This window comes from Methylobacterium sp. WL69 (assembly GCF_008039485.1).
Lineage (GTDB): Bacteria > Pseudomonadota > Alphaproteobacteria > Rhizobiales > Beijerinckiaceae > Methylobacterium.
This window is the reverse complement of sequence record NZ_VRUZ01000031.1, coordinates 24,413-43,758: the sequence shown is the minus strand read 5'-3', so window position 1 is coordinate 43,758 and position 19,346 is coordinate 24,413. Positions and strand designations below refer to the sequence as shown.

General features: G+C 66.2%; 15 protein-coding genes and 1 pseudogene. 5 read left to right on the top strand and 11 right to left on the bottom strand.

Annotated elements, in window-relative coordinates; genetic code table 11:
- Positions 1-422 (bottom strand): hypothetical protein (locus tag FV218_RS11090; protein ID WP_147709752.1); only part of this gene is annotated, 422 nt, incomplete at its 3' end.
- A gap of 32 nt (positions 423-454) precedes the next feature.
- On the opposite strand from FV218_RS11090, the gene FV218_RS11085 reads away from it, so the two are divergent.
- Entirely contained in the window at positions 455-1,177 is a 723-nt protein-coding gene (locus FV218_RS11085; RefSeq protein WP_056090257.1) for a S1 family peptidase, read from the top strand.
- A gap of 116 nt (positions 1,178-1,293) precedes the next feature.
- On the top strand, positions 1,294-2,181 hold the full coding sequence (locus FV218_RS11080; protein ID WP_147709750.1) for a trypsin-like serine protease: 888 nt from the start codon (positions 1,294-1,296) through the stop codon (positions 2,179-2,181).
- A gap of 42 nt (positions 2,182-2,223) precedes the next feature.
- Here FV218_RS11080 and FV218_RS11075 read toward each other — a convergent pair whose 3' ends face one another.
- From FV218_RS11075 to FV218_RS11030, 10 genes and pseudogenes are all read right to left on the bottom strand, one after another.
- Complete coding sequence (locus FV218_RS11075; RefSeq protein WP_147709749.1) at positions 2,224-2,484, bottom strand: hypothetical protein; 261 nt, start codon at positions 2,482-2,484, stop codon at positions 2,224-2,226.
- On the bottom strand, positions 2,481-3,581 hold the full coding sequence (locus tag FV218_RS11070) for a hypothetical protein (RefSeq protein ID WP_147709748.1): 1,101 nt from the start codon (positions 3,579-3,581) through the stop codon (positions 2,481-2,483). Before FV218_RS11070 ends, FV218_RS11075 begins: the two co-directional genes overlap by 4 nt.
- A 194-nt stretch (positions 3,582-3,775) precedes the next feature.
- Positions 3,776-4,012 (bottom strand): annotated as a pseudogene (locus FV218_RS11065) (phage major capsid protein); the annotation flags it as partial.
- Positions 4,013-4,607: 595 nt separating this feature from the next.
- Positions 4,608-7,112 (bottom strand): TniQ family protein, encoded by a 2,505-nt coding sequence (locus tag FV218_RS11060; protein WP_147709747.1) that lies wholly within the window; start codon positions 7,110-7,112, stop codon positions 4,608-4,610.
- Between the two features lie 5 nt (positions 7,113-7,117).
- A complete protein-coding gene (locus tag FV218_RS11055; RefSeq protein WP_147709746.1) occupies positions 7,118-8,176 on the bottom strand; it encodes a TniB family NTP-binding protein in 1,059 nt (352 codons plus the stop codon).
- Positions 8,169-10,454 (bottom strand): Mu transposase C-terminal domain-containing protein, encoded by a 2,286-nt coding sequence (locus FV218_RS11050; RefSeq protein ID WP_147709745.1) that lies wholly within the window; start codon positions 10,452-10,454, stop codon positions 8,169-8,171. The genes FV218_RS11055 and FV218_RS11050 overlap by 8 nt, the downstream gene beginning before the upstream one ends.
- A gap of 2 nt (positions 10,455-10,456) precedes the next feature.
- Entirely contained in the window at positions 10,457-11,134 is a 678-nt protein-coding gene (locus FV218_RS11045; protein WP_147709744.1) for a hypothetical protein, read from the bottom strand.
- A 630-nt stretch (positions 11,135-11,764) separates the two neighbouring features.
- Positions 11,765-12,121 (bottom strand): hypothetical protein, encoded by a 357-nt coding sequence (locus FV218_RS11040; RefSeq protein ID WP_147709743.1) that lies wholly within the window; start codon positions 12,119-12,121, stop codon positions 11,765-11,767.
- A 262-nt stretch (positions 12,122-12,383) separates the two neighbouring features.
- Positions 12,384-14,459: an AAA family ATPase gene (locus FV218_RS11035; RefSeq protein WP_147709742.1), complete on the bottom strand. Its 2,076-nt coding sequence runs from the start codon at positions 14,457-14,459 to the stop codon at positions 12,384-12,386.
- A 136-nt stretch (positions 14,460-14,595) separates the two neighbouring features.
- Positions 14,596-14,919, bottom strand: a complete 324-nt coding sequence (locus FV218_RS11030; RefSeq protein ID WP_147709741.1) for a hypothetical protein — start codon at positions 14,917-14,919, stop codon at positions 14,596-14,598.
- A 663-nt stretch (positions 14,920-15,582) separates the two neighbouring features.
- Between FV218_RS11030 and FV218_RS11025 the strand changes: the two genes are divergently transcribed.
- The 3 genes from FV218_RS11025 to FV218_RS11015 all read left to right on the top strand — a co-directional run bounded on the left by FV218_RS11025 (position 15,583) and on the right by FV218_RS11015 (position 19,345).
- Positions 15,583-15,762, top strand: a complete 180-nt coding sequence (locus FV218_RS11025; protein WP_147709740.1) for a hypothetical protein — start codon at positions 15,583-15,585, stop codon at positions 15,760-15,762.
- The gene (locus FV218_RS11020) at positions 15,759-16,733 is read left to right on the top strand and encodes an ATP-binding protein (RefSeq protein ID WP_147709739.1); all 975 of its coding nucleotides are present in this window, start codon (positions 15,759-15,761) and stop codon (positions 16,731-16,733) included. The genes FV218_RS11025 and FV218_RS11020 overlap by 4 nt, the downstream gene beginning before the upstream one ends.
- A gap of 62 nt (positions 16,734-16,795) precedes the next feature.
- The gene (locus FV218_RS11015; RefSeq protein ID WP_147709738.1) at positions 16,796-19,345 is read left to right on the top strand and encodes a S8 family peptidase; all 2,550 of its coding nucleotides are present in this window, start codon (positions 16,796-16,798) and stop codon (positions 19,343-19,345) included.
- Position 19,346: the final 1 nt, after the last annotated feature.

Genomic DNA, 19,346 nt, shown 5'->3' with positions numbered 1-19,346 from the left:
TCGCCGCCGTATCCGGCGCTGACCTCCACGAGGGCGGCGCGGGCATCGAGGGGGGGCGCACCGGGATCGATGCGCAGGTCCGGCGCCTCCACCGGGTCCGGGCCGAGGCGCACGAGGCCGGCGGGGAGATCGGTCACCGCCCCCTGCGCATCGACGAGGCCGGCCCGCTCCACGGCGACGAGGGGGCTGAGCGGCAGGGGGAGGACCCCGTCGGTGGGCCAAGCCGTGAGCATGATCCGGTAGCGGCCGGGCGCCAGGATGCGCCGGGTCGCGGCCTCGATGCCGGCGCGGGCCGCGGCCAGGAGGCCGCCGATGAGGGCGTCCTCGGCCCCGCCCGCATCGGAATCGAGGCGCAGGTAGGCGCGCATCTCCCCGAGGCCCACCGGCTCGACGGTGGGGCCCGCGACGCGTATCGGAATCATCAATGGTCTCCTCAAGACAGGATGGGTCGCCGATGGCGCGGACGGTCGGGCTTTTCGCCGTGCTCATGGGCGTCGCCGGCCCGGCGCACGCGGTGGTGGGCGGCGATCCGGCGCCCGACGCGTCCGGGGCCGTGATGGTGCTGTCCTCGAACGGCGGCGTGTGCACCGGCGTGGTGGTGGCGCCGGGCGCCGTGCTCACGGCCGGGCATTGCCTCGCGCCGCGCCTCGTCCACCGGGTCCACTACAAGGACGCCGCCGGGGCTCCGGTCCTGGCCGAGCCCGCCGCCACGTCGGTGCATCCCGGCTACGATGCCGGCGCCGTCGCCGGGCGCCGCCGCTCCATCGACCTCGCCCTGGTGCGCCTCGCGGCACCCCTCCCGGCACCGTTCGCGCCCGCCATCCTGAGCGCGGCGATGCCGCGCGCCGGCGAGGCCCTGACCGTCTCCGGCTACGGCGTGGCGAAACCGGGGGACCCGCGCAGCACCGGCACCTACCGGCGGGCCGGCGTGCCCGTGGTCGAGCCCTACGGGCCGAGCCGCATCCTCGTCTGGCTGCGCGGCGCAAAGGGCTCCGGTGCCTGCCAGGGTGATTCCGGCGGACCGGTGACGGGCGAGACCGGCGTCGTCGCCGTGGCGGCCTGGGTCGGCGGGGCCTGCGGCGGCCTCACCCAGGGCGTCCTGCTCGGGCCGCAGCGCGCCTGGATCGACGCGACCCTGGCCGGCTGGGGCCTCGCCGCCCGCTGGGACCGGCCGTGAGGGTCGGACGTGTCCCAGCGGAACCCGGAGCTTGGCCGGGCCATTCCCTTCGGATAGGTTTCCACCAGTGCCGTCCGGAACGCCCCTCGACGGGGCCGGGACGCGGGAGAGACACGATGCCGACCGCGTTCCGCCAGACGGCCCTTCATTCGACCGCCCTCCGCAAGAAAGCCCTGCCCGCGGTTGCCGTCGCGACCCTGGTCGCGCTCCTGCCCGCCCCCGCCCTCGCGGTGATCAACGGCGCGGTCTCGCGCGATCCCAACGGCCTGCGCGCCTCCGTGGTGCGCATCGAGAGCACCCAGGGCGAGATCTGCTCGGGCACCCTCATCGCCGCCGACCTCGTGCTCACGGCGGCCCATTGCGTGATGCACCAGGCCGGCTACAGCGTCGTGGTGGTGGACCGCGCCTTCCGCTCGCGCCGCATCAACGCCCTGGCGGCGTCCATGCACCCCGACTTCGTCCCCGGCACCACGCCGGAGGATCAGCCGGGCATCGATCTCGCCCTGATCAAGCTGGCCGAGCCCCTCGGCGGCGACTTCCAGCCCCTCGACCCGCGCGGTGGCGGCATCAACACCGGCGACGCCGTCGAGATCGCGGGCTTCGGCGTGGTGGCCGAGAACCGGCGCAACACCGCCCGCACCCTGCGCCAGGCCCAGCTCGTCTCCATCGGCTCGCTCCAGGTCGCCAACCGCGTCACCGTGGTGACCGACCGCCGCCGCCTCGCCGAGACGGCGGGGGCGGGGGCGTGCCTGGGGGATTCCGGCGGCCCGATCCTGCGCGGCGGCCCCGGCGGCTACCAGATCGTCGGCGTGGTGAGCTGGTCGAGCGGCGCCATGCGCCAGGACAAGCGCGCCCGCACGGCCTGCGGCGGCTTCACCGCCGTCACCCCCACGGCCGAGCACACGGGCTGGATCTCTTCGCGCGCCGCCGAGATGGGGCGGATGCAGGGGGGCGAAGCGCGCGGCGGCCGCACGGAGTGGATGGCGCGGCCGGGGCGGCGGTAGGGCCCGCCCAGATCCGCATCCTGTGAAAAGCGGGCCGCGACGCTATCGCGGCGTCGCAGGTCCCGTGACCTCCACATCCACCTCGAAATTTCCGAAGTGATCGGGGATCTCCCGCGCTGCGGCGGCCGAGTGGACGAAGACCTTCACGGCCCAATCATTGCCGTTTCCGTTGAGCCCAAGGCCAACGGCGCGGTCGTCGCGGCCGGAGACATAGATGGACGCGAAGGCGTCCTTGGCAGCTTGAGCCGCCGGCTCGGATGCGAGCAGTCTTTCACGTCGACTGGTCATTGCGATCACCTTCACGCCGAAGTGTAGATCTCGATGTCCAACGCAGCAAGCACGCTGTCGAGTCGATTCGCATAGGTCAGAGCGGCGGCGGTCCCCCGCGTTCCATCCGTTCCTGCGAAGAGCAAGCCAAATGGCCGGCCGTCCGAGGTGAATATCACGGCGCCGCTGTCGCCCCGTTCCGAGAACGGTTTGCCGGAGCCTTCGATGGAAATCTGGTTGTCGAAGCGCGCGATGGTCCAGCCCGTGTCGAAGCTCATCTGAACGACGACGTTGTTCACGCGCGTCGCCTTGATCCGGCCTGCCGTGAATCCGGTGGTCCGACCGACCTTCCGGACCGCATCTCCGGGAACGACCTGTGTTTCGAGGGCACCGATCGCCCATCGGCGCGTGGGGTCGAGGGGATCGCAGACTTCGTGGGCGTTGTACTCGATGAGATTCAACAGAGAGGCAAATGCGCAATCGACGACATTGGTCGTCCCCGGCCCGTTGTTGATCGTCACATGCCGGTCAAGTGTGCCGATATGGCTCGTCCGCTCGCTCAGTCGGCCGCCGTCGCTGTGGCCGGGTTGCAGGATGATGTCGCCCGGACTGCCCTTGTTGGTGTCGGCCAGGATGTGATTGTTGGACAGGACGCCGATGCCGCCGCCCGTGCGGCTGCGGCAGAAGCACCCCAGGGTGCCGGCCGTCACGCGATGGTGGCCGACGGAGCCTCCGATCTTGAGGGGACGGCAGCGATTGCCGTTCACGGCCTCACGGGTTCGGATCGGTCCGGTGAAGATGATCCGTGCCTCGCCGCGGGCGATACCGAGCGCCTTCTCGACGATGGGGTGGGACCGCAGGCGTTCGTGCTGGATGAAGATACCGAGCTTCAGAGCGTCGGGATTCCTGTTGTGGCCGTCCTGGCCGAGAGTCCCGATGGCGATGCCCTCCTCGGCCGTGATCCTCTTACGCATTCGGGCTTCGAGAATCCGGTCGTAGGGGGCCGTGTCGGGAAGCGGGAGGAAAACCGGACCCGCTGCGTCATCGGCCGAGGCCGGCGATGCGATCGCGCTGAAGCCGAACGCCTCGAGGAAAATTTCGGCCTTCGCAGTCTCGGCCCCGTCAAAGTTCATGTGCAACGCCTCAGGACAACGTGAGGTTATTTTTGAAGCGATGCGGACGTGCGGGGAAGGCTTCGGCTCCAGCCGGAACCGAAGCACGCCAGGGTTGTCCGAGTCCGTCTCATGAAAGCAACAGGGAGCCCTGGCCATGCCGCGACGCGTCGGACGATGCCCCCGGCCCGTCCAGGACCGGGGGCACACGGGGCTCAGGCGAACTTCAACAGCTTGATCGCATCGAAGTCCTGCACCCCGCCGCCGACGCGCTTCGTGGTGTAGAACAGCACGTAGGGTTTCGCCGAGTAGGGGTCGCGCAGGACCCGCAGGCCGGCGCGGTCGACGACGAGGTAGCCGCGGCGGAAGTCGCCGAAGGCAAGGGACAGGCTGCCGGCGCCGGCATCCGGCATGGCCTCGGCCTCCGTCACGGGGAATCCCAGCAGGGTCGCGTGTGCAGATACCCATAACTTGTGATGCTTATCACTGTAATTGCTTGGTTCTTTCACTTGGCCGCTACCCATATGGTGCAACAGCCTGCACTCATAAAATGTCTGTCGGGTTCCTGTTTAACCCGATAAATTGACTCACGATCACGAGTGACTGCCCGAGCTCGATGGCGAACGGTTTCAGATCGAAAGGGGAATACGTTGCCGGTCCGGGCCTTGCGACGACATGAGAGCCTGCCATCCGAGACCATGTGGATTTTTGTAACGAATGCCGGATAGCGCTACTCGATATCCGTTACCCTCAGAGTCGCATCGCGCGCAATTTCACACCGGTTTACGGACCCTGATCCGGGCAAGTCGTCACCCTCGCACTGGATGCCTCTGTTTGCGACCATGTCGCCGTGCCCAGGCCGGGGGTAACGAGACTGACGGCGGACCGGCAGGGCTCCGCAGGTAGGGATGCACATCCCGTCAATCTCGGCGCGGACCCCGTCTGACCCGAGGCCGACCATAAATGCCCAGGATAGTCCTTATTTGGCGCCGACAGAACATAAAGAGCGCCTCGTAAGCGTCATTAAACCCGACGAATACGATTATCCTACAAATCCAGCCGCTTGATAGCCGTCATGATCTCTTCTCGGTCGAAGACGTAATTCACGAACTCGGGGCGCGCACAGACCGGCCGGACGCCCTGGTTGATCAGGACGCGTGTCACGGCCCCCCCGACGCCTCCGTCCTTCGTCCGACCGACGAGACGTCCAACCTCGTTCGCAAGAACGTACTTGCGCATGAAGCCGTCGATGCCCGCTACGGGCACCAGAAAGCGCCCCCCCTTCCGCTGCGCCGGCAACAGCCCGTGCGCGACGAGTTGTTGGGTCATGTGCTTGCCCGTGCCCAGACGTTCGGCCGCCTCGGCAATCAAGACCGTCGGCTGATCCGGGAGCTGGTCGAGCGCAGCCGACTTGTCCGTCTGCGCCTTGTTACGCAGCGCTTCGAACGCCTCGCGCCTCGGGAACAGGTAGGTGAAGAACGCCGGCTTGCTGCAGACGGCCACGACGTCGGCCTCGCCGAGGTCCGACAGGACCTTTCGCGCGCTGGCGTATCCGAAGTCTTCGGTCAAGGCGGCGAGACTCACGTACGCATCCCTGAAGCGCTCGACCTCCTCTCGGGAGACGCTGCCGAACCTACAGCCTTCCCTCATCGAGATCAGCCCGGCCTCGATCAGTTGCCTGATCATCACGGTGTGCAGGCCCAGTGCCTCGCCGAGGGCCCCGCGTTCCACCCCGGTCTCCTGTGTCTCAACACCTGTGCCGGCCGCCCGGGCGCACGCTACCATCGCGGCATCCCGTGGAAAGATCCGATCCCGAAGCCGGCATTCCGCCAGCGGGGAGCGAACGCCGGCCGCCGCAAGGGTCGTGGACACCGGGAGCCAGGTCGCGACGCCCATGGCCGTCCGTAGTTCAGGCATCTGCGCCCAGGTCTGGCGGAAACGAGCGAGCTCCGAGACGGGAACGCGCACGGAACCATCGACGACCCGGGTCTCCAGAAGGGAGGCCGCCATGACGGCTTCCATGGCCGACATCGTCAGTCCGAGCTCGCGTGCGGCGACGGTGAACGTGACCCCGGCGTTCGCCCGGTCCGGGAGCAGACGGGCGAGAGACTCCGGATCGACCTGGAACGGGTGGATGCCCTGGCGGTCGGATGCGCATTCGGTGACGGCGACGGCACGAGCGAGCACCAGCGTCAGTACCTCGGAGACCGACGCTCCGAGACGACCGGCGGCAATGAGCATGGAAGCGAGTTCGGTGGGGTCGCTATCCGGCTCCCCTGCGATTGCTCGAAGCCCGTCGAGAAGATCCGGGACGGCGTTGGCCGGGAAGATCCAGCCCGCAATACCTTGCCCGGAGGCGACGACGTCGATCTTGCCGGCAAGGGCGAGCTCGGCCACCTCCAGCGTAGTCAGTCCAAGGCAGACGCTGACCTGCTTCAAGGTCATGGAGCCCTTGAGCCGGGTTTGGAGCGCCTCGAAATCCGACAGGGCCACGTCGTAGGACTGGGAACGCTTCTCGCCCCGGATACCAAGCCGGGCGAGAAGGTCCATGAACCGCTCGTGCCGCATTCCGAGCGCGTCCGCGGCCACGGTCGAGGCAATGGTGTCGGTGACGTGGGAAGTGCGCCCGTCGAGACGGGTTCCGGCCTTGACGGGAAGGTGCCGCAAGGCGTGGGCAGCCAGCGCGGCCTTCAGGGCGTCGCCGGCCGCGTGTTCAGGCAAGCTCCTGACGAACTTGTAGAGATAGCCATAGGTCTCCCTGAGCGTAGCCTTGCCGGACCTCTTTTGGCTGCCGACCCTGATGCGTTCGAGCAGTTCGTCGAGGGAACCCGGAAGCCCGAGTAGAATGCGGCACCCCTCCGCATGGAGGAGTCCGGCGTCGTAATCACGGCGGACCTCGAAGATGCGCGCGTCCTCGTTCCGGGATGCCTTGCCGAGGCGTTCGCAGATCGTGAGGACCTCCCCCAACGTCAAGCCGTCGAGAAGCGGCTCGGACTTGCCGTCGCCACGAAGCCTGCCGACGACATAGGTATCGAGGGCGAGGACATCGGGATGGGCCTCATTGCAAACGATGTCTTCGAGCAGGTGCCCATTGCGGCAGGACCGCAGCGGGCTGCTCCGCCAATTCAACGACCGGCCCTTGCAGCCGCAGGACGCCGTCAGCTCGATCCCATGATCGGGACAGGACGTCACTGGCGGGATATCCCACCAGACACGATGGTAGGCATGCTCGGCGAGGCACTTCGGACACCAGCGCCGCTTCCTGAAAGTGACGTGCTCGGCGGAAAGCGTCTGCCCCATGAGCCTGGCGGTCGTCGAGCCCAACACGGGCGTCGCATACTCGACCGCATGTGCATCCGCCTTGCAGATCCGTGCGACCTCGGCCGGATTCAACTGCGAAAGCGCCCGATCTCTGTCACCCGTGACCCTGTCGAGGGTCTTCCCGATCATGCTGCGCGAGCCGTTGAGTTCCAGCGTACGGATCAGAAGCGCGTAGGCGGGCTCGTCGGGCTGATGCTCGACCCTTCCGGGAAGGGGTCCGAACTGAAGCATCGCCGTCACTTCTTCGAGAAGCTGTCGTTCGGCTTCCTGGCGCCCTTGCGCAGGCCGCTGAACTCGTTCTCCGGTGCCGCCGGAGCCTCGGATAGCGTGAGCTTGCGACGACGTCTCTTCGGAAGCCCGAACGGGTTCTCTTTCGTGCTGGCTCGGCGCCTGAACTCGAACGCTTCCGCGAACACCTGGTCCGTCAGGGCCGGTTCCCCGTCGTCGTAGGCGATGGCAGTCGCACGGAAGAGCAGCTTCATCAGATTGTCGATATTGCCGTCGGTAGCCCTGTGAAGCTTCTTCGCGCGAGTGGGGTCGTCGAGCTTCGGCGAGGGCGGAATGCCGAGGACCTCGGCGATCACCGCGAGCAATTCGCACCACTCAACCTGATCGTCCGCATCGTTCCAGTCGAACTTTGTCATGATGAAGTCGCCGACGTCGCGACGCCCCATCTGCCCATAGAACTCATGGATCTTGATGAGATCCGTTGTGCCCGCAAAAACAATTTGGCACGTCCCCTGGTTCAGCATCTCCTTAAGGTGACGAATTGCCTTCTTCGTGAAATTTTCCGTCCTGTCCTCGATCAGATGCGTGAACTCATCCATGACGATCATCTGTACATGCTGAAGCTTGAGTTGCTTCACCACCGACAGTTTCCTGTCATCGCCCTTCCCCTCGCAGAGGTGCTCTGCGCCGAGTGCTCTCAGGAAGCTGTCGAACAGGGTGATCTCGTTCGGGTTCGCCGGGATCTCAACCAAAAGGACCGGCCGCCTGCTACCGCCGGGGGTCTCGAAGGGGCCGGCTCGCCCCGCGGAGAACTTTCGGAGAACGGTGCTCTTCCCCACACCCGGCTCTCCGTAGAAAAGCCCCGCCGCCGACTCCAGGCCGGTCCCATGCTCCGAGAACATGTCCTCCAGCCACTTCGTCCCCCTGACGTGGCGGTCGTGGTCGACGACGGCACGCCCGATGCGCCTGAGCATCTTTTTCTTGACTGGATCGGCATTGGCCAGGATCTCGGCGATGTCGTCGGGATAAAGGCCGTCGGGTCCGGCCAGGGTCTTGGCGTCAATCATCGTCGAGCACCTTCATCTTTCGTACGGTCGGCACCGTCGACGCCCCTGGCGCCTCGGTTTGAACAGTCTTGGTGACCCTGGGCGCCGGTGTGCCTTCCGACAGGTCCGGGACAGCCGCCTTCCCTACCTTCGGGGACTTCGGCTCCCTCTTCGGCCGACCGGCGTCCCCGGTCTTGCGCGGGGGCTTGCGGACCGATCCGGCCGAGTGGTCCTCGTCGTCCTCGATGTCGTCCTCGGGCTCGTCGTCGACGTCCCCGGACAGGTCGATGGGGTTCGCGCTCTCCTTGGGGTCCTCGCGGGTCCGGGACAGCATGTCGATCACCTCGCGCCCTCTCCCGAGGAACTGGGCGACCTTGGTCATCCTCCGCCGTCCCTTCCGGACCTTGAGCATCGCCTCCCCGAGCTCGAACAGCTCGGCCTTGGCCATGAGGAGCGTCCCCATGCGGATGCGTCCCTCCGGGCTCCCGTCCTTGGCACGGCGTTGGATCACCTTGTGCTGATGAAGCGAGAGCCCCGCGGCGTAGGCGGGTTGCGTGCAGGGGACCCGAAGGGCGAGGCCCTTCTCGTGATCGATCAGCGTGACCGAGCCGATGTCCTGGGGATCGTAGCGGACCTCGACCCGGGGATCGGTCCTAAAATCGTCCCTGTAGCTCGCGAGGTCGCTGCTATTGTATCGGAGTCCGAACAACCGAAGCCCCCGGCGTTCGGCCTTGCGCGTCTCGTAGGCGCCGACAAGTTCGACAAGGTCGTCGTGGGCCCGCACGCGGCGCGGTGGCCGGACCGCCGCTCCCTCGGTCCAGAGGTCGATGCGCCGCTTCTGCGTCCTCGGGTCGATGTCCTGATGGTATACGTCCACGATGGCCTTCGTAATGAAGAGCCTCAACTCGGACAGGGTGACGATTGCGTCGTCCTCGGGCTTGTAATCACGCCCGACATCGTCGCCGTATCGGAACACCTTGCCGGGGAACATATCGAGGAAGCTCTGCTGAACGGTTCCCCAGAAGCGCTCGATGCGTCCCTTCTTCCATGACTGCGAGGGCGGGATGTAGTTGATGCTGCATCCCAGGGCCCGCGCCGAGTGGACGAAACTCCTGGAGTGGAAGACCTGATCGTTGTCGAGGACGAACTGCGCCGGGACGCCGTTGAGCGGGTAGGCGTTCCTGACGATGGGCTCCCCGTCCTTGCCCTTTGCGAACTCGGTCATGTCCTTGAAGCCGATGAGATGCTTGAGCGTCCGCGCGGCCGAGACGTAGGAGGGCGGGTCGAAGCTTACGTCCCAGCCCGCGATGCATCCCGAATAGCAATCGATGGCCGCCATCAGGTACGGGGTCCCGAGCGGCAGCTTCTTGTCCTCGTCGACAACGAACAACCGCAGGTACTTGAAGTCGGCCTCGACCCGCTGGAAGGGAAACTTGACCTCGGGGCCGGTTCCGACGGGGAACATCTCCTGCCGGGCCCTGTCCGATCCGTGGCGCCTGTGAAGATGGACGGTACGCGACTGTCGGAAGCATTCGGCGCGGAACGCCTTGATCGACGGGAACGGCGAGCGCTTGGCCGGGGGCTTGTTTCCCGCCATCGCGGCAACGACTTCAAGTGCCTTGTCGCGCCCGCCCAGGTACCTCACGATGTTGGCGATGCAAGCCTTGTGGGCGGTGGTCGCATTCGGTCGATGTTGGCGGAGGAAGTCGCTCTCGATGGCGTCGTTCATTGCCTTGAGCTGGTAATCCTCCAGCTTGCGCTTTCGATTGCCGCGCTTGGCGGCGTTCGAGGCCAGGGCCCGCGGATCGCGCCCGGCCCGGGCCCAGATCTTCCACCAGCGATAGACCGTGTTCCAGTCATGCGGACCCGTGTCGTCCCGTCCGGCCGCGATGCGGTCGCAGACCGGTTGCAGGGAGGTCTCAGAGCGGGAGAAGCCCGGGCCCAGGTCATCGAAACCCTGGCAATAGCGTAGGCGCCGGACGATCTCCTTCCGCTCCGTCAGGGTGAAGGCTCTCAACGAGCGCCGGAGGTTTTCCCGTACGCCAATGGGCAGGCCGTGCTCGTCCTTGGAGATGAAGTTCAGCTTGCCGACAGCATGCCAGGACTTGATGTCCTTCGATGCGATGGGGTGCTCGACGTGAAGCGTGTTCGGCTCGCTGAATACGTATCCGCGGGGCTTCAGGCATCGGCTCTCCACGACGAAGACCTTGCCAAGGAGTTCGATGGCGTCGCCCGGGCGCAGGTAGACATCGTCATGGGTTTCGACGGGCTCGTGACGGGAGAGGTCCAGCGTATCCATGGTTATCCCCTCCCGAAGAGCTTGGTGTCACCGTTGAACTCCTCCGAGGTCCGGAAAAAGAGTTCGCCGCGGGCGACCAGGTTGAGTGCTGCAGCGTAGGCCCGGTCGTATGGGAGCACGCCGGACGCAACCAGGGCGTTAAGGGTCAGGCTTACGTATTCGTCACCGACGCTCCGCACCCGTTCGAGATCATGCTCGGAGACGAGACCCTCGCCGGCCTGGCACAGGACGAGCATGGCGTTCGTCAGCCGCGGCAGTACGAGGATCGTCTTCTCCGTGAAGACCAGGAAGTGTCGTCCCGCCTCGCGGTACTCGCGCCGGATGTGCCTGTACTTGTCGCGATCCTTCCGGAGGTCGGCACTGGTAAGCACCTCGACGTCGACGTACCGGAAGACACCGGGAAGGGTGGTGACCAGCACGATCTCGTACCGCGCGCGGTATGTTTCCCATTCCCGACCGTTATACCATTCGATTGGTTCGGCCCGCTGGTTGATTTCCCTTACCGCCGGATGAGCCGCGGCAAGATGCAGGAAATCATAGGCGAGACTACCCCGGTAGCTGAGTATTCCTTCAGCTCGCCAATAGTAGAACCAGCCATGGTGGGCGAGGCGGCTGTTGCTGTCGTTCTCGCCGCGGTCGTTGAGGCGAACGACGAGGGGCGCTCTGGTAATCGTGGCCATGGTCGGCCTCCCACGGGGGGCCCGTCTGCATGCGGCTCGACGGGCGAAACATTCGGCGTGGTGGGACGGGAGCGCGCGGGACGGGCGGCATTCCCGTGGGGCCGGACGGGGCAGCGCGCGACACGGGAATTCCATGTCGTGCGGCGCATCCGGCGCCGGTTATGGCGAGGCGTTTGAAGGTCATGACGGAGCTCCGGTCGGGGGATTGGATGGGTGGGCGATGGGAAGGTCGCGATGATCGCGGACCCGCGGGCATGCTCTTCCAGGACCGACGCCAAAGGTCGGTTTCCGGTCGGGCGCATGATGCCGTGATCGGGAGTGGCGGACGCATGAAGGCCCTACGTCGGCTCGATGCCGGAGGCCTTCGTCTCGATGTGGGGGCTCAGGGGCGACCGGTACGCGCGGCCGCGGATCCGCAGGACCTTAGGCTATGGCGCCGGTCTGATTGGCCCGCACAAAGGCGGCCGATATCTGCGGTAAGTAGGTCATGATGATGTTGTCTCATGGTCCTTGATCTGGATCCAATCGAAACGGCGAGCTTTACCGGCAGGCTCAAGAATTGGTTATCGCGGTGTCACCGAAGATCCGCTGAAGTCACGCATCATGGAGACGTTCGGTTTCGACATGCGATCAATCGCCTTCACGGTCGCGCCCGGGACGTCCCAGCCACACGACGTTTCCGTCCCGTCGGCGCCGATGGGTGGCCTCCAGGGCCCGCTCGCGGGCGAGGTCCATTCCCATCTCGATCTCGACCGCCACCGCTCCCACGAGGGCCTCGAAGCTGATCGGATCGAGGGCGCGCCGAACATTCATGAGCCCGACAACGGCGTCGGAGAGCATGGCATCGAGATCGGCCTCGGTCATGCCGGCCTGCCGGGATCGGGTCGCGTGCCCCTCGACCGGGTGGGCGGGTCCCGCTTCGGATGGCGGGTCCATGCGATGGACATCGTAGGGGGACATGCGGTCGTCGAAGGTATCGTCGGTCATCGGATTGCTTCTGAGAGGGCAGTCTGTCGACGGTTTCGCCAATCAGACTGCCGTATTGCGATGGGGAAGCGGTGTTCCGCTCATGTGCGGCCCGGGTTTCGATATCGAAGGACGGAGGGGCACGGGCATCTCGGTTCGTACGGGGACTGGCCCGGTAGTGGCGGGCGTCGGGTTCCGGGAGGCTCCTCGGTAAGCCGAAGGGATCCGGTGATGGGCGCCGGTATCGCGAGGGTTTGCCCCGCTCCCGCCGAAGCTCTTCGTGTCACCGATGATGCACTTCCGGGATTGCGACGAGGGGCGCTCTCGGGCGGTATTGTGTGATCAAGGCCCGCATCTGGTCGCCCGACATGATGCGGGACACGACCAGCTTCTGCGCCAGAACGTCGATCAGGTCCCTGTTCTCGTCGACGAATTCCCTCGCGCGAAGGTACAAAACATTCAGGTCAGCCTCGACGCGACGGCGCATTTCGGGGTCGTGGCGCAGGCATTCCCTGGCCTCCGCATCTGAGGCCCGGTGCAGGAGCGAGCCGCCTAGGCCCATGCTGAGATGCATGGAGGCGAGCATGCCGGTCGCTAGGCCGAGATCGCTGGCGTAGGCGCCGCCCGAACCGGAGTTCGCCTCTCCGAACGCCTCGTCCGTGGCCCTTCCGGCGAGAACGGTGGTGACGTAGGCCTCGATGGACGTCCGCGTCAGCGTCGTGAACTTCGGCATGGTCGTGCGGGTGAGCCCGCCCAACCCGTTGGCCATGACGTTGCTCAGGCTGACGACCTCGCCAGGACCCATCAGGGTCACGGCAAGGCCATGCCCGCATTCGTGGCGGGCGCAGGAAAGCGCCTCCTCGGGGGACCTCGGGTCGGGCGGTGCGATCTCGCGGACAAGGTCGTCGAGCCGCATCGGACGGCCGGCGTCCCGAGCCCTGCGTCGGGCTCCCGCGACCCAGGCGGTGGCCTCGGCCCCGGTGGCGCCCACGCCGATGCTGGCCGGCACCGACAGGTCGGCGCCGTCGAGGACGTCCGGCCCCAGGTGCTGACGAATGATGCCGGCAAGCCCGTCGGCATCGGGCTTCTCGACGGTGATAACCCGTCCAAGCCGACCTGGCCTCAAAAGTGCGGGATCGATCAGGTCAGGATAATTGCTGGCCCCGATCAGGATGATCATGTCTGTATTTCCGGAGATTGCACCTTCGAATGTAGTAAGACAATGGTTGATGAGCGGAACCCAATAGTCTCTGTTCCTTGATCCTAGCGACGCTCTAGATGGAATTCCATCCATCTCATCTACGAAGATCAAAACCGGTGCCATCTGGGCTGCCATCGTGAAGACCCTATTGATCTCCTTGATGACCTCGTTCAGGTAGCCATTCGTCTGCGAGAACCATAGTGCAACAGATGTGCTGATAATTGGGATTTCTAGCGTCTTGGCGATACTTCTCACTAGAGTAGTCTTGCCAGTACCTGGTTCGACCGCAAGTAGAACTGATCTTTCAAGAGAGCTCCACTCAGTCCTGCCAGCCTTCCATTCCGAAAATTCGTAGGCGAGCCTCTGGGCATACTCTCCTGCTGCCCCGTATCCGTGGATTTCGGACAGCACCGGCACGTCCGCGAGGTTCGGATCGATGGCGGCGTTGGCCTTGGAGGCGGCCACGAGGCGCCGGACGCAGCTTGAGGCCAGGGTTCCCTTGCGGATGGAGGCGGCGATCACGTCGAACGCGAGCCCGCGCGCGATGTCGGGCGGCATGCGCCTGGCCTTGTGACCGGTCAGGGTCAGGATCGTCTTGCGGATGGTGTCGTTGGACGGCGTGCCGATCCTGATGCGCACGTCGGCGGCAGCGACCAGCGCGGAGGGCAGGTACTGCGCCGGTGACTGCGAGATCCCGAGGACGCGGCCGCCGGCGCCGAGGAAATCGGCCACTTCTGTGTTGCCCACGCTCGGGTTCTCGGACGACTTCGAGACGCCGGCCCGACAGAAGACGTGATGCCAGGAACACACCTTCTCGGCCGCCATGCGCATCGCGGGGATCCAGTCGGGCGACGGGACCTCGATGACCACGCCGGCCCCGCCGAAGCGCAGCATCCGGACGTGCTGGGCGCTCGTCATCGCCTCGTTCAGGGCGTGCCGGGCCAGGGTGAAGCGGGAACTCCGGATCTCGGACTCCATCCTGTCGATGGGCGCTCGGTCGTCCGGTAGGTCGTTGAGGAAATCGTCGAGGCTTTCGGCTCGTGTCTTCCGCCCCTTCGGGACGGGCAAGGACTTCAGGTCAGGCATCGCCTTCGTGGAGGCCATGGACTTGGTGGCGGCCTTGGCGGCCTTGGAACCGGACTTGGGGAATTGCGACATGACGGCCTCCCGGGCGAGGCGGCCTGTCGCGTTCACGCGATGGCCCGGCCTCGTGGAGTGGATCGAAAGGGTGGGGGTCGGTCGGATGCGGGCGAAGGTTTTCGCGGCGGCATCGCGAGTCGCGCCTGGCGATGGGTCATGCGGATCGGTCGCTCGGATCGGAGGGGTCGTGCCGTCGGCGCAGGCCCCGGGGCGTGACGCGAACGCCGGATGCGTCCGGTGCGGCACGCATGGCGGGCACCGCCGCCTGAAGCTCGGCTTCCTCAAGCGCGGACCGACCCAGGGTCACGAGGACGGCCTGGATCGCGCGGGAGAACGCGCCCTCACCCAGCGCGCGCATCTGGAACAGGCGCCGGATCACCTCGCCGAGCTGGGTGTCGACAGTGACGACCTGCGGCGCGTCCTCGAAAGGCGCGTAGGGGGGCAGGTGTCGATGGGAGGTATTCGAAGGGTCTGACATGACGTTCGCCTCGTGACGGAGGCGGGCGGGCGCAGTGGCGCCGGTCAGGCCTCGTCGACGGAGAAGGGGAGAAGCGAAGGGCCGCCCGTGAAGGGGGCGCACGTCACGGATATGAGGAGGCGGCTGGCGTGCATGAACTCGTCCTCCTCTGGCTAAGTGTCCGATGGATGGCCGAAAGCAGTACCCGCCTCGGCCAACGGCAGGAACGTACTATGAACGATTTCGGATTATCAAGTACCGAAGGGTGAGATTGGTTGCCCCAAAAGGCATCCCGGGCGGTGAAAACCGGGGATCCATGCGGCCCCTGCGCCATACCCGAACAGGCCTCGGGCCGTTGGCGGATGACGTGTGGCATTCGAAAGTCGCAGGTGCCCTGTCCCAGGGGGGCACACTCAACGAAGTTCGGGCTGCCTCGTGGACGTTCGGGCTGCCTCGTGTGGCGCACCAGATTGACGCAAAGGCAATTTAGGCTATTTAGGCAACATGGTCGGTCGCCCTCCGCGTCGTGTTGCCCAAGAGCTCTGTGAGCGCCTCGAAGGTGCGCGTGCGGATGCCGGGCTGAGCCGTGCCGCCATTGCGCGCGCTCTCGGAACCAGCCCTTCCAACCTGCTCAGGTCCGTGAGGGCGGGGGGCTTTTCGGGGGATCTCTCAAGGCGCGTCGAGATGCTGCTTGAGAACGGGGTTTCCGGCATGCGAGACGTGCCCCCCAAGGCACGGGAGGCGGGCGACGACTCGCTCGACCGCGCGTTGCTTTTATTGCTTGAATTTCGTAAGATGGTTCCGGATCTCGAAAGGGCGCTCGTGGCGGTCCGCCGAGCAGCGAATGCCGAGGATGGCCGATGACGAGCTCCCGAAACGTCCTGGCGATGATCCGAAGCCATGCCGCCGGCGACAGCGTCCATTTCCTGTCCATCGCGGAACACATCGCGGGCGAGGCGGCCCGCTCCGGGAAGACGAAGGTCGCCGAGGAGATCACGGCGGCCGTCCAGCGGGCAAAGCTCCAGCCGAAGGCCTCGACCCCCCCGACCCCGATCGCTGCCGCACGGGGCGAGCTGGCCGGGCTGATGCGGGTCACCTACCCGGAGGTCCGCCTGTCGGACCTCGTCGTGGGGGGCGACCTTCAGCGTCGCCTGCGCCGTCTGGTGCGCGAGCACGATGAAGCCGAGGCCCTGAAGGCGATGGATCTCTCGCCGCGGCGCAAGTTCCTGTTCTCCGGGCCTCCGGGCACGGGGAAGAGCATGACGGCGGCGGCCATCGCCGGAGAGCTCGGCCTGCCTCTGTTCACGGTGATGCTCGACGGCATCATCACGAAGTTCATGGGCGAGACCGCCGCGAAGCTGAGGCTCGTCTTCGACGCGATGCGTGCGACGAGGGGCGTATACCTGTTCGACGAGGTCGACGCCCTGGCCGCACGGCGGGCATCGGAGAATGACATCGGCGAGGCGCGCCGGATGCTCAATTCCTTCCTGATGTTCCTTGAGGAGGACAATTCCGGGAGCGTCGTCATCGCCGCCACGAACCTCAGGTCCCTCCTGGATACGGCGATCTTCCGTCGGTTCGATGCGGCGTTCGTCTACGCGAAGCCCTCGACCGACGAGGCGCGACGGGTCCTGGTCAATCACCTTCGGAGCTTTGCGGTTTCCGACCTCGATTGGACCCGGATCGACGAATGTACGACCGGGTTGAGCCAGGCCGACATCGTCTCCGCCGCGGCCGATGCAGCTCGCGATGCGGTTCTCGACAACGCGTCCACGCTCACCACCGACATCGTCTGCCAGGCGCTGGCTGATCGGGCTAGCATCCACGTAGAGTAGTATTTACGTAATGCAGCGAGCGGTCGCCGACGGGCGAACGTCCCATCCGACCGTGGGTGCACATGGCCGAGCGTACCCCCTATCGCCATATCCACGTCAGGGGCCTCGGCGTCGCCTCCGAGGCGTTCCGCGGCGCATCGGGAGGCGGGTCGGAAAAGAACGTCCCTCTGGTCGACAACAGGGCCGCCCATGCCGGCAAGCTCCTGGATGGCCTGGAGCGAGCCGTCGCGCTCATGGACGAGTACCGTTCGGCGCAGAAGTATTTCGGCTTGCCCGCGAACAAGCGTGGAATGCCGATCACGGTGGAATCCAGGCCCGAGATCGCCCTGCGAGTCGGACAGGGTCGATCAGGCCAGGGGTTCGCCCTGCTGAACGTTCACAGGGGGCAATCGGTCGATCCCGAGCGTGGTCCCGAGACCGATCACGCCACCTTCTTCACGACGCCCAAGACGCTCGAAACCTTCAGGCGCGATCTCGAAACTTACGGCGCATGGGTCCCTTCGGAAACGGACCTGTCGAACGCGCAGGACGAGGATCAGGAAGCCCCGGGCAGGCCGCGGCGCTTCAAGCTTTTCGAGAGCGCCGCCGGCATCCGTCCGACGACCTTGCTCGACCTGTGGACCGACCGGCCGGATCGCTATCCGAGGGCACGCGGGGATCATGCCTGGGAGGTGTGGACGCGCATCGATTTCCAGGAGGCGTTCAAGCGGGCGATCAGGGAGTTCGGGTTGCGGCGGTATGGCCGGTCCTCGAAATTCATCGATACCGTCGTGCGCGGCCTGATCGCCACGCCAGCCCAGATCCACGAGGTCGTACGTGCCACGGGCGCGGTGGTGGGACTCCGGAGCGCTTCGACGTTCGCGTCCGACGACCAGCATTTCCAGCCCGAGGACATGACCGAGACGCTCAAGGGGGTCGTCGGCCGTATCCGGTGGCCCGGCGAGGACGCCCCGGTCGTCGCGATCCTGGATACCGGCGTCCAGGCGAGGCATCCGCTCCTCAGCGGTGCCTTGCCGTCGTCCCGCCAGTACACCGCCGACCCATTCTGGGGGACGGGGGATCACGCCGGGCATGGCACGAACATGGCCGGGGTCGTGCTCTATGGCGATCTCGCGTCGCTCCCGGTGGGCGGACACCCCATACGCCTGACGACCCGCCTTGAGTCGGTGATCGTGACGGCTCCCGAGGACGCCCCTCCGGTCCCGGCCCGCGATGCCATCAAGCGCGCCGTCGAAGAGGTCGAGGCGGAGCGGGCCATCCGGGTCTTTTGCCTGGCGCAGACCGCCGACGGCGAGTTGGAGGACGGGTTGCCGACCAGTACGTCCGGCGTGCTGGACCAGCTGGCCTACGGCGACGGAGACAGGACGCGGCTTTTCTGCGCGGCCGTCGGCAACGTACCTCACGATAAGGACGAACCGTATCAGGCGGCGTACTACGTCGACCGCAACGCGCAATTCGGCATCCAATCGCCCGCCCAGGCCCTGAACGCGCTGTCGGTGGGGGCGGTCAGCCTGAAGGACGCACCCACGCCCAGGAAAACGCCGGTCGCCGAAGCGGGCGATCTCGCTCCCACTTCGAGGACGGCCCAGTCCTGGGCGAAGCTTCACGCCAACAAGCCCGACATCGTCATGGAAGGCGGGAACTTCACGGTCGACGCGGATGGCGTCTTCTGCCGACCCTCGCCGACCCACATGGTTCTCACGACGTCCAGGCCTCCGCCGACGAGTACGCTGGCGCTCGCGGGGGAGACGAGCGCCGCGACGGCGGCCTGCGCCGGCCTCGCCGGGCGGTTGCTGGCCCGGTACCCGAAGCTCCGGATGGAGACCGTCCGGGCCCTCATGGTCCATGCCGCGGAGTGGACACCCGCGATGAGGGCACAGCTAACGGCGGCGAGGAATTCGGGCGTTCCGAAGAGCGAGGCCTACGCCATGCTGATCGGCCGGTTCGGCTGGGGGGTTCCGTACGAGACCCGCCTGTTCGAGAGCGCCCGGAACGCCTTGACCCTGATGGTCGAAGACACGTTGCAGCCCTATCGGCGCGGCGATGGATCGAGCCTGCCCCTGAAGGAAATGAAGTATTTCAAGCTGCCCTGGCCCGAGGATGCCTTGCGTGCCCTCGGGGGGACCCAGGTCGAGATGCGTTGCACGCTCTCGTACTTCATCGAGCCCGATCTGCACGCGGTCGCGCGGGACCAGATGAAGCGGTACCCGTCGCACCGGCTTCGTTTCGACGTGAAGCGGTACGGGGAGGACGACGCGCAGGCGAGGGCGAGGGTGAACACCCTTGCCGACGAGAGCGAGCCCGTCGACGACACCAACGACGACGGTTGGGTCCTGGGATCCTTCCATCGCCATAGGGGGGCGTTGCATCACGACATCTGGACCGGTCCGGCCCACCAGCTCGTCGAGCGGGGCGGCATCTCGATCCTGCCGGTGAGGGGATGGTGGGGCGATACGCGGAGGTTCAACCGTGACGAGCGATCCGTGAACTTCTCGCTGGTGGTATCGATCCGGACCCCCGAGTCCGGCGGCGGCGACCTGTTCACGGAGGTCGTCACCAAGATCAAGCCGGCCAACCTCGTGGAGACGCCGGACGCGGTCATTGTTACCTGAC

Coding starts and splice junctions, on each gene's coding strand:
- FV218_RS11015 (WP_147709738.1), top strand. CDS start 16,796: ATGGCCGAGCGTACCCCCTATCGCCATATCCACGTCAGGGGCCTCGGC.
- FV218_RS11055 (WP_147709746.1), bottom strand. CDS start 8,176: ATGATTGACGCCAAGACCCTGGCCGGACCCGACGGCCTTTATCCCGAC.
- FV218_RS11070 (WP_147709748.1), bottom strand. CDS start 3,581: ATGAACTTTGACGGGGCCGAGACTGCGAAGGCCGAAATTTTCCTCGAG.
- FV218_RS11030 (WP_147709741.1), bottom strand. CDS start 14,919: ATGTCAGACCCTTCGAATACCTCCCATCGACACCTGCCCCCCTACGCG.
- FV218_RS11045 (WP_147709744.1), bottom strand. CDS start 11,134: ATGGCCACGATTACCAGAGCGCCCCTCGTCGTTCGCCTCAACGACCGC.
- FV218_RS11040 (WP_147709743.1), bottom strand. CDS start 12,121: ATGACCGACGATACCTTCGACGACCGCATGTCCCCCTACGATGTCCAT.
- FV218_RS11025 (WP_147709740.1), top strand. CDS start 15,583: ATGCTGCTTGAGAACGGGGTTTCCGGCATGCGAGACGTGCCCCCCAAG.
- FV218_RS11060 (WP_147709747.1), bottom strand. CDS start 7,112: ATGCTTCAGTTCGGACCCCTTCCCGGAAGGGTCGAGCATCAGCCCGAC.
- FV218_RS11085 (WP_056090257.1), top strand. CDS start 455: ATGGCGCGGACGGTCGGGCTTTTCGCCGTGCTCATGGGCGTCGCCGGC.
- FV218_RS11035 (WP_147709742.1), bottom strand. CDS start 14,459: ATGTCGCAATTCCCCAAGTCCGGTTCCAAGGCCGCCAAGGCCGCCACC.
- FV218_RS11020 (WP_147709739.1), top strand. CDS start 15,759: ATGACGAGCTCCCGAAACGTCCTGGCGATGATCCGAAGCCATGCCGCC.
- FV218_RS11050 (WP_147709745.1), bottom strand. CDS start 10,454: ATGGATACGCTGGACCTCTCCCGTCACGAGCCCGTCGAAACCCATGAC.
- FV218_RS11080 (WP_147709750.1), top strand. CDS start 1,294: ATGCCGACCGCGTTCCGCCAGACGGCCCTTCATTCGACCGCCCTCCGC.